Raw genomic sequence first — 12,828 nt, 5'->3', positions numbered from 1 at the left:
CGGGTCACGCCGCCGGGCTCAGGCGGCAGCCAACCGGTCCGCAATGCGCCCTTGCGCTGCAACAAGCCGGCTCATCACCTTCAGGTCCGTTTCAGTGAGTTTGAGCGCGGTTTCAGCCCAAAGCTCGGTAATCCCATTCAACTCTTCGAGGCTGAGTGGGAAAACAAGCTTGCTGGCACGGCGCGCACCGACAAGGCCAGAATGACGGCGTTCAGACTTCTTGATAAAGTCGCGCACTGCGCTTTCGCCTTCGCCTTGCTCGACAATTTCATGGACGATACCAAAATCGTACATTTCCTCAGCGGTGTAAGTCTTATTTGAGACAATAATCCGCTCTGCCATTGCTTTACCCACCTTGCGCGAAAGGTAGGCGTGCGCTCCCATTCCTGGGAACAAGCCGAACATGATTTCAGGAAGGCCAAATGTGGCATGTCGTTCAGCAATGATGTGGTCAAAGGACAAGAGCGCTTCGAACCCACCGCCAAGTGCGGCACCTTGAACCAAACCAATGGTCAGCATTGGAAGGTCAAGCGAACGCATATTACGTTCCAAGATCGCGCAGCAGCGATGGCCGTATCGCATGAGACCTGCCCGATCTTTCGACCGGATCAATTTCTGGAACAGGTGCAGGTCGCCGCCATAGCAAAACACATCTTGTGAGCGACTACCAAGGACAAGATAGCGCAAGGGCACCTTCCCCTCACCAAATCCGTCTGAGATCAGGTCTTGCCAACGCTCAAAATCTGCAAGCAACGAAGATGTGAAGCTCGGCCGACCTTCTGGTCGCATATAGGACCACAAGACCGCAGAGCGATCATCGTACAAGATATCCAGTTCATTCAGTTCGAAAAGGCCGCCTGGAACGGCATTGTTTAGCGCGCTATCAGCAAGCACATCATCATCCCTTGATAAAGGGATCGGATTTCCAGCACTGCTGTCCATGCACCATTCTCCGGCTTGACCCAAATCACACCAATTCAATCGAATGGCATGTGCACGCCGTTATTTTGTAGCGCGTCAAGGAAAGATTACTCCGATGTTGCATGATTTTGCAAATGCATATTTTTCAGGTTTAGACAGTCTCGCTCATTACTGTGACAAATTGGGACAGTTGTTCGTAATAAGATTATTCCGCTGACTTCAATTTTATCCGTTGTCGGCAGTAACTTATCCTTGCACGCCCAATCTTGAGATCGATTTTTCGAGCATTAGCAACTGCCATAGGGTGCGGGAATGGTCGCTTGCGCCCGATATATGACCATCCGCAAGTGCTGTAACAGCCTTTCTATCAAACCATCCGGATTGGACCAAAACCGAATTTTGCCCGATCGCACGCACGTCCTTTGCCAAAGGACCGCGCATCCAAGCAGTAATCGGTGTCACAAACCCCTGCTTTGGGCGATAGAGTACGTCTTGCGGCAGATACCGCTCCATGCACTTCTTAAGCAGATATTTGCCCGTCGTCCCACGAACCCTCATCGTATCGGGAAGTTTGGCGGCGAACTCCACCAATCTATGGTCAAGCAACGGTTCCCGCGCTTCAAGGCTTACAGCCATACTGGTTCGATCGACCTTGGTTAGGATATCCCCCGGCAACCAAAACGAAAGATCGGCATACTGCGCCCGGTCAAGTCCGCTTTGCGCAGGGGCATTTTGCATAACGCCAATCAACTCGTCCTCGGGTCGAAACCCGCCAAGTTCCTGCTGAAGTGTCGCCGAATAGAGCGTAGATCGAATATTTGATCCCGTAACACATAAGGCACGGGCGTATCCTTCTTCACCGCTTTCGGCGAGAGCAAGCAATGTGGTCTTGGCGCGCAGAGGACGCGGTGCCCAATCAGCCTTGGGCCAAACACGGCCCAGCCCGCCGAACAAGCTTCCACGAACGCCTGCTGGGAGGAGCGAGCGCACGCGTTCTTCATTGTGATGAAAAACCTGGCGCCGGTATCCCGCAAACGCTTCATCCGCGCCATCACCCGACAGTGCCACAGTGACCTTTTCTCGCGCCAACTGGCAAACGCGCCACGTTGGAAGCGCCGAGGCATCGGCGAAGGGTTCGTCAAACATGCCAGCCAATGTGTCGATCTCGGAGAAATCGTCTTGACTAACCGTTCGGGCCTCGTGCGAAGTCTCAAACGTGTCGGCTATTCTCTGGGCATACCCTGTCTCATCAAGCGCCTCGACATCGAAGCCTATCGAGCATGTTCTCACAGGCTCAGAACTCGCCTCACTCATCAAGGCAACGACGCTCGATGAATCGACACCGCCGGATAAGAAAGCCCCCAATGGCACATCAGACACCATGCGAGACTGCACCGCTTCACGCAGCAAATGCACAAGCTCTGCCGAAAGATCGGCCTCTTTACCTTTGCTCCGCTCGGCGAAACTAATATCCCACCATCTGCGCTGCGGAGTAAGGGGCTTGCCTTGTTCCAAAAGAAGGAAATGGCCCGCCTGGAGCTTTGTCACGCCTTCCAAGATCGAATGCGTGTCGGGAACATAACCCCAAGCCATATAAGCATCGAGCGCTTGCGGATTGAGCCGTCTACGCATGAGTGGATGCGTTAGCAGTCCCTTTAACTCTGAAGCAAAAATCAAGCTTCCATCCGAGAGTTGGCTAAGGAAAAGCGGCTTAACTCCAAACCGGTCACGCGCCAAAAAGAGCTGGCGTTTGTCTAAGTCATAGAGCGCAAAGGCGAACATCCCGTCAAGCCGGGAGAGGCAATCAGGCCCCCAACGCCGCCAAGCTGCAAGGATAACTTCGGTATCTCCTTGAGTGCGAAATGTCGCCCCTTCGCGCTCTAACTCTGCCCGCAGTTTTCGGTAGTTGTAGATCTCGCCGTTGAACACGATGACCGCGCGTCCATCGATTGAATGCATCGGTTGCGGCGATCCTTCAAGGTCGATGATCGACAAGCGCCGGTGGCCAAGGCCAACGCCAAGTTCAGTCCAAACACCAGAGCCATCGGGCCCGCGATGGACCATAGCCTCGCACATCCGTTCAACCCGAATAGGATCGACCGGCTTTGGCGTCTCAGAGTGAAATATTCCAGCGATCCCGCACATTATGGTTCAAGCGGTTAGCTCAAAGTCGCTTGGGCAGCAATCAGGGCTATAAAACCGACGAGTACACTCAGCGCCAATACGCCTGCAAGGACAGTGAGCGGACGAGCAAACCCGAATTCCAACGGATTCAACAATGCAAATCGTTCGGTCTGTGTGGCAGTCCAGCCATAATCTTCGGGTTCCCGATCGAAAAAGCGCCAAGCAAGGCCCAGAATAAGGACCACGACAAAGGCAAAGAAGAACCAGCCATAAAAGACGTGGTCAAATCCAGAGGCAAACTCAACGCCTTGACTTTGCGCGACGTAAACCGTTCCCCACGCCCGGATCCCATTGGCAATAATTGGGACAATGATCGATACTGCCAGGAATGCGGTTCGGTGGGCCCATTTGGTGAAACGGGTAAATGCAACCAAGACGGCAAGTGTCACCATGGCGATAAGAAAGCGCACACCCGAGCACGCCTCGGCAACAACGAACAAACCAACAGGGGTGTCAATATATATGCCGTCAAAGTGCGCAGGAATGCCGCTCCATTTTGTAAGAGCGATTGCAATATGTGCTGTAGTGGCTTGCAGCGGTTCAATGATCTCATCACCAAACGGCACAAGAAATATGCCGAAGCAAAGCGGCAGCGCGATGACCGCAGACGCGCGCGGCCCCAACGCGGCAATGACGAGCCCTTGAAGCGCGCCCACCCCGCCGGCATGTGCGACAAGGTTGGCGCCGCTCACCCGTCCAAGCAACAAAAGCCCTAATCCTGCTGCGACGATCAAAAGACCTGGCATCCAAGGACGGGGGTCCATTTTCGTAAGCTCGCCAACTTTGAGTGCAACGAGCCAACCGATGATGACCGGGACAAGCAGAATGTGAGAATAGGTGTCGATGTTCCACCACTGGTGCAGCATCTCTGCCCATTCTCGCATCGTGACGGTCACAATCGCCAAAGCCCCAAACGCAAGCAAAGCTATTGCCTCACGCCAAGCTGTATTGAACCGAGCGACGAACGAAGGCGCCGCCGCGTTTTCTAAGGACACCTTATGCGGCATTGCGCGGCTCCTCTGCACCAATGTCGACAAGCATGTCGAGAGGTGCAAGCATCGCATCCCAGTCGTGATGGTTGAGCACATACTGCCGGCCATTTGCGCCAATCTCTTGTGCATTTAACGGATCAACCATCATCGCATCAAAGCGCGTCTTCATTGCCTGTGCCTCGGCAGCACAAAGCAACCAATGCTCTCCATCGCGTGCATCGATACCTGTGGCCGCTTGGCTAGTCAGCATTACAGGCCGGGCCATGGCCATAGCTTCAAGCACTTTATTCTGAACACCGCGCGCGATTGACAGCGGAACGACGACGCAATCGGCAGCAGCGATGAAAGGCCTGACATCGGGGACTTCGCCCCAAATAGTGACACCGTTCCCGGCCTTTCCTTCCAGAAGACCCGTTGGATTTCGGCCAACAATGTGCATCTCTGCGGTTGGTTGATCGCCCTTATAGGCTATCCAGAACGCGTCGATGGCCCACAATGCTGCTTGCTCATTGGGCGGATAATCCATCTGCCCTGTGAACACGAAATGTGGTCCGGGTCGAGAAGCGAGCTCTGGATGGACCTGCGCACGGCTGGGGTCAAAAAACTCGGCATCAATTCCGTTGCCGATCACTTGAACATTGGCTTTTGAAGGTTCATCAAGGCGTGACCGGAAAAGCGCCGCTTCGTTCTCGCTAATCAAGATGGTTGCATCGGCACGCTTCGCCAGTCGCTCTTCTTCTAAAGCGAGGAGGCGGCCTTCCCGCGAATTGAGCCAAACACGCTGACCTGTATCGGCGTAATTTTCGAATTTGGCGCTATCAACGTCACAAAGGTCGATTACGATCCGTCCGGCAAAATCGTCCGGAATGTACTGTCCCATCTGGCCTGAGAACACGAATATCGTCGTTATCGGACGATTTGTGAGCGTCTCGCGCACCCAGTTTTCTAACCGGGCACTGTGAAAGGCTGTGAGACTAACTGGCTTTCTTGAAAGCACCGCTTCGACACCGGCGAGCACAAGGGGTTTGCTGCGGTTAACAACGCAGTGTGTGGCAGCGAGTGCGGCGACATCCTTACCCCCTTCCCTGTCTTCGTCAGTCTCAGCAAAGCAACCGACATGCACCGGAGCGAGTTTTGCTAACTTTTCCAGCAAATGGGCGCTGCGAATTTTGTCACCGCGATTGGGCGGGAACGGCACACGGTGCGCGAGGAAGAGAATTTCGCTCATCGACCCGCCTCTTTACGCAAGTCCGCGAGCGATGAACGGACCAATCGTGTTTGCAACCGGCAACGGCAACTTTTTCCAAAGCTCAATCTTGCGGCTGTAAGCTTCGCTTGTCGGATCGACATCACGTGCTACGGCTCCGGGCGGGGTCCAAATCGCATAGGACAAAGAACAGGGTTCAAAACCCCAATTTTTCTTATACTTGGCTGGACCGCTTCCCACTTTTGAGCGCCCAAAATCAAAACGCCCCATCCCGCGTTTCCGAGCATGCAGCATCAATTCGTAATACATAAGTTCATTGGCTCGCGCGCTGCGCGCTGCAACGCTTCCCCCGCCCCAAAACGGCAGGACAGAGCCATTGTGATAGAAAGAAAGAACGCTCGCCAACGGCTTGCCATCGCGCAAGATGGTCAGGATATCGCTTTCTTCCGGAAACGCTTCGAGCATCGATTTGAAAAGCGCCTTTGGGAAGACAGGAGTGCCCAGGTTGCGGACACTTTCCGAATAGGCTGCGTAGTGCATCTTGGCGTCTATTTTCGACCGTCCCACCCGAACTTCGAGCCCGTTTTTGAGCCCTTTACGGACCTCAGCACGTGACTTGCGCGGGATTGCTAGCAATTCTGCATCGTCATCCGCAGCCAAGGCCCGTTCAAACCCAACGTGCTTGCCGCAAACAGCTTGCCAATCTTCCGGAATATCGCCGCCGCGAAGTTCCACACTGCCAAACCCGAACCTTGCAGCAAATTCCTGTGCCGCCCGGGCAAGCGCTTCTGCGGCCTCTGGGGTTTCGGCGTATACTCCGCCGCCAACGCCAAAACCGCTTGAGACCAGAGCTTTGCCAAAAAGGAATGAGCGCACCTGTGTTAAAGGTAGCCAGCCCCGAATGACGCCCAATTGTTCAGCGATAAATCCGGTAGCTTTCTGACCAGTCGCGCGTTCCACCGCGCGCAGCCATGCAGTACGATGGAACAGGCTGGCACCCGTTTCGTTGACAAATTCATCAACCCTCAGACTGCTTCTCGCATCTGAAAGATCGACAAGCTCGACTTTGAGCGAAAGGTTGACCGGCACGTTCATTGCGCCGCATCCAAGTCAGATGATGCGATATGAAGATCACTGGCGCGGCGCGCTTCGATCTCGGCCAATGCATCCATCCGGCCCCATTCAAACTCGCAAACCAACCTGCCTAGCTTAGCCGCCATCTTATCAAGGTTGGTGTAATGGCGCAGTTTTGAGCGCAGCGGAGCGTTGGCAACGCGCGGTTGCTCTGGATCAACTTCCCATGGGTGGAAGTAGAAGACTGCCGGGCGCTCATCCTCGCGGTTAACTTGGGCGATGGCCCAGCGGGAAAAAGCGTAAGGCAAGACACGGAAAAAGCCCCCTCCCCCAGCTGCCAAGCGACGTGCCCCCAACAAAGCCGTAGTCACCGGAATTTCTATGAGATCAGAGCCCACCACAGGCCGAAACGCGAAACGCGGCGCCTCTGGCCATCCATAATGATCATGAACCACAGGCGCGACACTAGAAGAGTATTTGTATCCTTGTGCCGCCAACGCCTCAAACGCCCAAAGCGAACGCGGGTCGATTGAGAAACTAGGTGCGCGGTATCCAATGACTGCATGGCCCGATGCATCTTCTAGAATTTCCCTTGTGACCCGAATGTCCTCTGCAAACTTTGCAGGATCAAGGGTAAAAACGCGCGCGTGGTCAAAGCCGTGGCTGGCAACCTCATGCCCTGCGTCCGCAATTCGCCTGATCACTTGCGGGCAGCGTTTTGCAACCCACCCGAGGGTGAAAAATGTCGCACTGACACCCGCCTCCCCAAACAGATCAAGGATCCGATCAACATTGCCTTCAACGCGGCTTTTCAGGCCGTCCCAGTCATCACGTTCAATGACATTTTCGAAGGCGCCCACTTGAAACCAATCTTCAACATCGACCGAGAGGCCATTGATGATGGATTGCTTTTGAGCAGCCTCAAAAGGAAATGGGCTTTGTGCATTCATGGCCTTTGCGCGCTCGTCAACTAGGCCGCCTCGCGGGACCGATCATCTTCAAGCCACTCGATCAGCATGGTCAGCACATGGCGGAAGGAACGTTCTTGTTCTTCCAAACGTGCCTCAATCCGGCCAAGTGCGTCGTCCATATCCTCTCCGACCTGTGGTTGAGGCATATGAAACACAGGCTCTGCGCCCGCTGCTTGAAGTTCGCCGATCGCCGCTTCGAGTTCGGCAGTCCGCGCATCACGCTGCGCCATAATGGCTGCGACTTCGGAGGCTGGAACACTCTCTATCTCTGCTTCTGCGTCAGCAGCAACAGGTTCAGCAGGAACGGCCACCTCGACGTCTGCAACAAACGGCTCTGGCTCGTCAGCGTCAACCATCTGCGCCTCTGCCAAATCCAGAGTTGACCCAGTCTCACTGATTTCTTTGGGCGCCGACTGCTTAGGGGTTGCGCGCAGGTGATCCTCGTCCATTTCCTCAAGAACAGCGTCAAGCATCCGCGCGCCGATTTCGTCACGTTCTTCAATTGCACCAAGCAATAGGACGCGGTTCATAATCTGGTTCACGCGGCGCGGGATACCATCGCTTGATTCAAACAAGGCCGGTAGCAGCCCTTCACCAAGCGTAGGCTGATTTTCCCAACCCACATGGGTCAGGCGGTGGTGGACATAATCTTCCAACTCTTCTTCATCGAGCGCTTCGAGATGATGCGAGGCGATGATCCGTTGACGCAATTGATCAAGGTTTGGGTGATGTGCCAGCGTGCGGCGGAATTCCGGCTGTCCCAACAGCAGGCTCTGCAACAATGGGTGCGAACCCAGTTGGAAGTTCGATAGCATCCGTAACTCTTCAAGCGCGGTAAACTCAAGATTTTGGCACTCATCCACGATCAAAAGGCAACGGCGTCCTTCGCGCGCCTCATCTTGCAAGAATTGTTCAATCGCTCCCAATGCGCCTGCTTTATCCTTGCCATCAACGGCAATGCCAAAAGACTGCGCAACCACATGGATCAACTCTTCACCGTCCAAGGCAGATGTGACAACGTGAGCCACGGTTAGCGCCTCTGGGTCGATACGCTCCATCAGATGCGCGACCAGCGTTGACTTGCCGGCTCCAACCTCGCCAGTGATGACGATAAAGCCCTCACCTTGATTGAGCCCGTATCCGAGATAGCTCATCGCCTTTTTGTGGCTTGCGCTCTCAAAATAGAAATCAGGATCAGGGGTTAGCTGAAACGGTCGTCCGCTGAAGCCGTAATATTGATCGTACATGTTTCCTAACGCTCCATGTCGCTCTTAAAAGTCATACCGAAGGCCCAGCAAAGCTGTGGCCGTGGCGAAATCTTCGTCCGAAAATTCACTGTCGAAATAATCCAATGCAAGGGCGGCTCGTGCTGAAAGCCGACCCGCAATTGTACGGCTGTATGCAGCCGAGGCACCAAACGCGGTCACGTCGCCATTGTCATCGCCGCTCGTCTCGAAGAGGCTTGCGTAAGCGCTACCAGATAAGGTTCCGCTGCGACCGACATTGCGGCTAAGCGAGCCAGTGACGTAATAACTTTCGTCAACGAGACCATCGACCGATGCAAGAACGCTATTTTCCGCAGCGATGAAACTGCGGCGATCATAGCCCACGCCAAGAGCGGCATTGAGGCGACCGATCCGTTGTTGGTAACTGGCCGCAACACCCCGGCCACGGAATGCCGAGCTTCGGATGGAGCCCAGCGGGTTAATGAGCCCGACGCCTTCGTCACTTTGGACGAGGCCGCCGAAATCACCAGACACCGGGTTGCGCTGCGCTTCAAAATCACTCGAGAGTTGAGCTAGCGAGTTGTTCAACACACCGCCAAAACCCGAAATGCCATCATAGACTTGCACTGCAAGCGAGCTGCGATCACTCGGGACATAGCTGAAGGTGCCGTAATAGGTGGTGCTGTCATAGCGGCGGCCAACTCGCGCCTCTAAACTGGTGCGCGAGGATGGGCGCCATAGGACACCTGCATCCCACAAAAGCCCGTCAACATCGAAAGCGATCAAGCGGTCTGATGCAGTGTCCGTGATTAGACGGCCATCGTCGCCAAAAACCGGATTGCCATCCACATCGCGAACAGCATCGCGGCTTGAAACCTCAACATCTTCATATCCCACACCGCCAACCAGGGCGACCGTTGGAGATACGGGAATTGTGACGTCGCCGCGCACGAATGCATCGCGGACGCGTTGATCAAGATTGGAAGAGTCTTCCTGAAAACCGCTCGCACTTACCGCAACGCCAATCGGTAGGAGGTCGCCAGGACGTGCACCCACCGCAAGGCGGCCGCTGAAGGTTGTGCTGTCATCGAAAATGTCCACCTGATTTCCAGCGGAATCGAAAACTGCGTCATTGGCCTCGAACCGGTTATAGCCCACTTGGGCATTACCAGCGATCTCAAGTGCACCGGCGCGGGTTTGGAAGTCTGGTCCAATATAGGCGCTGTAAACTTGGCTCGTGGCATCATCGCTCACCAGAGGATTGCCAGAAACAGCACCCCCGCCATCAACGCGCGAACGGCTTGCCAAAGCGCCAGCTTGAAGCGTTAGGTTTTGCGGAATAATCGAGAGATAGCCGCGCGCGATACCACTGACCGTATCTGTATCAACCGCATCATCGCCATAACCGATGTTACGCTCGTAACGCACAGAAACCGAAGCTCCACTGTTCCGGCCGCGGAGACTGGTATCAACCCCGATCGCCACTTGTGTGAAGGTCAATTGATCGCTTTCCGGCGACAATTGTGCAGTTAGAATTTGCGAAACCTCAATGTAAGGCTGCACCGTGACTGCACGATCTTGGCCGCTTGCCTGACTGCCGTCTTGCGCGGCGACAGGAGTTGCAATCACGAGCGCTGTGATCCCAGCAAGTAGGGTTCCAGTTGTATGACGCATGATCAATCTTCCCTCTCGCCATAATCGCCAAAACGGCGACCGGACGGGCTGAACTGTGTCGCATTGAGTAGTAATTTGATGTCCGAACACGCCGACAAAAGCTGAACCGCGTCGTCGAGAGCAGCGCGGCTTGTTTCATCAGCGCGAACCACCAGCAATGCTTGACCAACATGTGCAGCTAGCTCTGCGGCGGGTGATGCGGCAAGCGCAGGCGGCGTATCGAAAATGAGATAACGGTTAGGCGCACCGCGCGTCAGACGGTCGAGCACTTGCCCAGTTCGGTTGCTGGTCAGATATTCCGCATCGCGCGCGCTGCTTGTACCTGCGGGCAGGATAAAGAGGCCGTTGATATCGGTTGGGCAAACCAAATCTTCTGGACGCAGAGATTTGTCGACCAACGCGTCCATCAAACCCAGACCTGGCTCAACGCCTAGACGGCGCGTAACCGAGGGGTTGATCACATCAGCATCAGCCAAAATAACTTCGATATCGCGTTCAGCAGCAAGTGCGATAGCGAGGTTCGTCGCGCAATATGTCTTGCCCTCACCCATATGCGGTGAGCTGACCAATACCCGCCGTGTAAAGTCATCCCCCGATTGGCGCGCATCCGCGAGAAGCTCTCGTTTGATGATCCGAAATTCTTCCAAAAGGCCCGTCACTTGATCGTCAGGCGAGATCAGTCCTTCTTCCAGGAGAACTTCTCGGTCAATCTGAACGCGTGGCCCCCGCAATGCGACCGACGGCTGCGGTTTAGGCGCAGGCTGGAACTTGGACGCATCCTCATGATGGAATTGCGTTTCATTGCTTGGGCGCGCAAATTGCTGATCAGCATGAGGCATCTGATCTTCTATGGCTTCACCGCGCTGGCGAGGCGGCACAAAAGGGCGCGGAGCCGACGGCAGGTTCTTTGGAACTGGCTTCGTCCCAAATCCATCCAGACCAAACGCAGCATCCGCCCTCTCAAAAATTGAGGAGCGCCGCCCGTTGGTTTTCGGCTGTTTGCGGGTAAATTTGCTGTGTTCAGTCATTCAAGGTGTCCTCACACAACCGTTCCGATCGAGACAACCTCGATGATCAGAAGAATTCCGAGAATGCCGACCAAGCCTGCAAAGGCCCCGGCAAATTGTTTGGTACGCCGCTTGCGCAAAGATTGAGCGGCTTCTGAAAGGTTGAGTGACACTGAACCAATGACCGGGAGGCCCATGGATTTTTCCAGTTTTTGGGATGTCGCAAAGCCCGAGCGCAGCTGGCTCAAAATCCAAGCAACCCCTACACCTGCGCCGAGCCCAGCAATGAGCACACCCAGCAGAAGCAACGGGCGATTGGGCGCAGCCGGTTTTTGCGGGACAACCGGCGGATCGACGAGATCAAATTTGTATTGGCTTGTTTCATCAACCACATCGCTACGCGTGCGCAGCTTTTCGCGGTCCTCGAGAAGCTTTTCATAGTTATCGCGCAAGACTTCATAGTCGCGGCTGATCCTGTTCGCTTCGGCCGCCACGGCGGGCTCTGTCGCTTGGCTGGCAGCAAGCGATGCGAGCTGAGATTGCAAGGCTGCACGGCGCGATTGGAGCGATTCAATCGAGGCTTGACGATCTGCGCGAAGCGCGATCAGTGATGAATACGCTGGATTGGGCGTTCCACCAGCATCATTTGGACCCGCAGCCGCAGCCTGTCTCGTCAGCAATTCGACCTGACGTTTGGTTGAGACCACATCGGGGTGTTGCTCGGTCAACCCCCGGGAGCGAAGCCCCGCTAGCTGCGTTTGAGCTTGGAGCAAGGCAGCTTGTGGACCCACAGCATTCGCTGCACCGACAATGGTGCGCGGTGTGCTGGTGATCTGATTGTTGAGCGCGGCAAGTGCGCTTTGGGCTGCAGCTAGATCCGCATCGATATCACGCAGTTCAGTCCGCGATTGCTGTACGCGGGTCGAGAGCGTCGCTGTTCCCCCGATTAGATCGGGATATTGTGCCTCAAACGCCAAACGGCGAGTTTCGGCCTCCTCCAACTCCGCTTTGCGCTCATCCAATTGTCCATTCAAATCATTGATGGCGCCGCTGATCTCTGCACGGTTTCCAGAGATGTGTTCTTCGCGGAAAATATCGAGCAGCTTTTGCACAACATCTCGCGCAAGAACCGCGTTTTCGGAATCGCTCAAACCACTTTTGCCGACAGTCGCACTGATCGAGAATAGCGTGTCTTCCTCGCTTTCAACCTTCACGTCATCAGAAAGTGCTGCGATCGCGCTTTCCAATTCTGTGCGGTCAGAAATACCGTCACCAAGCTTGGTCGTTGTGATGACTTTTTCGAGATTGACCGAGCTTAAGAGCGTCTGACGAACCTGCGCAATTTCATCCTTACCATCACCTGCAATACCAAGTTGCTCCGAGAGAACATCGTCCACATCGACAAAGATGCGCGCCTTGGATTCGTATGTGTTGGGAATCATAGCAACAACGAGCCACCCCAGAAGGCAAACACCCCAAGCAATCGCCAGCGCCAGCCAGCGGCGGTGCCAAACCGAATAGAGCGCTGTGCGCAGTTCATCGAAGAGCTCGTTCATTGTTCCGTTCCCGCTC

The 12,828-nt window shown here is 55.0% G+C and carries 10 protein-coding genes; all 10 read right to left on the bottom strand.

The genetic code is table 11. From position 1 onward, the window contains the following. Positions 1-18 precede the first annotated feature (18 nt). The 10 genes from ABJ205_RS14775 to ABJ205_RS14730 all read right to left on the bottom strand — a co-directional run bounded on the left by ABJ205_RS14775 (position 19) and on the right by ABJ205_RS14730 (position 12,812). Complete coding sequence (locus tag ABJ205_RS14775; RefSeq protein ID WP_348156819.1) at positions 19-942, bottom strand: crotonase/enoyl-CoA hydratase family protein; 924 nt, start codon at positions 940-942, stop codon at positions 19-21. Positions 943-1,167: 225 nt separating this feature from the next. Further along, positions 1,168-3,066 carry an XrtA/PEP-CTERM system amidotransferase gene (locus ABJ205_RS14770; RefSeq protein ID WP_348156817.1) on the bottom strand — a complete coding sequence of 633 codons (1,899 nt, stop codon included), beginning with the start codon at positions 3,064-3,066 and terminating at the stop codon, positions 1,168-1,170. 14 nt (positions 3,067-3,080) lie between these two features. After that, a complete protein-coding gene (gene xrtA, locus ABJ205_RS14765) occupies positions 3,081-4,112 on the bottom strand; it encodes an exosortase A (protein WP_348156815.1) in 1,032 nt (343 codons plus the stop codon). Continuing rightward, entirely contained in the window at positions 4,102-5,325 is a 1,224-nt protein-coding gene (locus ABJ205_RS14760; protein ID WP_348156812.1) for a TIGR03087 family PEP-CTERM/XrtA system glycosyltransferase, read from the bottom strand. Before ABJ205_RS14760 ends, xrtA begins: the two co-directional genes overlap by 11 nt. A gap of 12 nt (positions 5,326-5,337) precedes the next feature. Beyond that, positions 5,338-6,399, bottom strand: a complete 1,062-nt coding sequence (locus ABJ205_RS14755) for a FemAB family XrtA/PEP-CTERM system-associated protein (RefSeq protein ID WP_348156810.1) — start codon at positions 6,397-6,399, stop codon at positions 5,338-5,340. After that, positions 6,396-7,328 carry an XrtA system polysaccharide deacetylase gene (locus ABJ205_RS14750; protein ID WP_348156807.1) on the bottom strand — a complete coding sequence of 311 codons (933 nt, stop codon included), beginning with the start codon at positions 7,326-7,328 and terminating at the stop codon, positions 6,396-6,398. The genes ABJ205_RS14755 and ABJ205_RS14750 overlap by 4 nt, the downstream gene beginning before the upstream one ends. 20 nt (positions 7,329-7,348) lie before the next feature. Next, complete coding sequence (locus ABJ205_RS14745; protein ID WP_348156804.1) at positions 7,349-8,596, bottom strand: XrtA/PEP-CTERM system-associated ATPase; 1,248 nt, start codon at positions 8,594-8,596, stop codon at positions 7,349-7,351. A 24-nt stretch (positions 8,597-8,620) separates the two neighbouring features. Continuing rightward, on the bottom strand, positions 8,621-10,249 hold the full coding sequence (locus ABJ205_RS14740) for a preprotein translocase subunit YajC (protein WP_348156802.1): 1,629 nt from the start codon (positions 10,247-10,249) through the stop codon (positions 8,621-8,623). A 2-nt stretch (positions 10,250-10,251) separates the two neighbouring features. Beyond that, a complete protein-coding gene (locus ABJ205_RS14735; protein ID WP_348156800.1) occupies positions 10,252-11,277 on the bottom strand; it encodes a P-loop NTPase in 1,026 nt (341 codons plus the stop codon). 11 nt (positions 11,278-11,288) lie between these two features. Continuing rightward, positions 11,289-12,812: an XrtA system polysaccharide chain length determinant gene (locus ABJ205_RS14730; protein ID WP_348156797.1), complete on the bottom strand. Its 1,524-nt coding sequence runs from the start codon at positions 12,810-12,812 to the stop codon at positions 11,289-11,291. Between the last annotated feature and the right edge of the window lie 16 nt (positions 12,813-12,828).

The sequence above is a fragment of the Erythrobacter sp. genome (genome assembly GCF_039988855.1).
Taxonomy (GTDB): Bacteria; Pseudomonadota; Alphaproteobacteria; order Sphingomonadales; family Sphingomonadaceae; genus Erythrobacter.
The sequence above is the reverse complement of the archived record's forward strand: the minus strand, read 5'-3'. Positions and strand labels throughout refer to the sequence as shown.

Excerpts from the sequence above, each read along its gene's own strand:
- ABJ205_RS14760 (WP_348156812.1), bottom strand. The coding sequence starts at position 5,325 with ATGAGCGAAATTCTCTTCCTCGCGCACCGTGTGCCGTTCCCGCCCAAT.
- ABJ205_RS14775 (WP_348156819.1), bottom strand. The coding sequence starts at position 942 with ATGGACAGCAGTGCTGGAAATCCGATCCCTTTATCAAGGGATGATGAT.
- ABJ205_RS14770 (WP_348156817.1), bottom strand. The coding sequence starts at position 3,066 with ATGTGCGGGATCGCTGGAATATTTCACTCTGAGACGCCAAAGCCGGTC.
- ABJ205_RS14750 (WP_348156807.1), bottom strand. The coding sequence starts at position 7,328 with ATGAATGCACAAAGCCCATTTCCTTTTGAGGCTGCTCAAAAGCAATCC.
- ABJ205_RS14755 (WP_348156810.1), bottom strand. The coding sequence starts at position 6,399 with ATGAACGTGCCGGTCAACCTTTCGCTCAAAGTCGAGCTTGTCGATCTT.
- ABJ205_RS14730 (WP_348156797.1), bottom strand. The coding sequence starts at position 12,812 with ATGAACGAGCTCTTCGATGAACTGCGCACAGCGCTCTATTCGGTTTGG.
- ABJ205_RS14745 (WP_348156804.1), bottom strand. The coding sequence starts at position 8,596 with ATGTACGATCAATATTACGGCTTCAGCGGACGACCGTTTCAGCTAACC.
- xrtA (WP_348156815.1), bottom strand. The coding sequence starts at position 4,112 with ATGCCGCATAAGGTGTCCTTAGAAAACGCGGCGGCGCCTTCGTTCGTC.
- ABJ205_RS14735 (WP_348156800.1), bottom strand. The coding sequence starts at position 11,277 with ATGACTGAACACAGCAAATTTACCCGCAAACAGCCGAAAACCAACGGG.
- ABJ205_RS14740 (WP_348156802.1), bottom strand. The coding sequence starts at position 10,249 with ATGCGTCATACAACTGGAACCCTACTTGCTGGGATCACAGCGCTCGTG.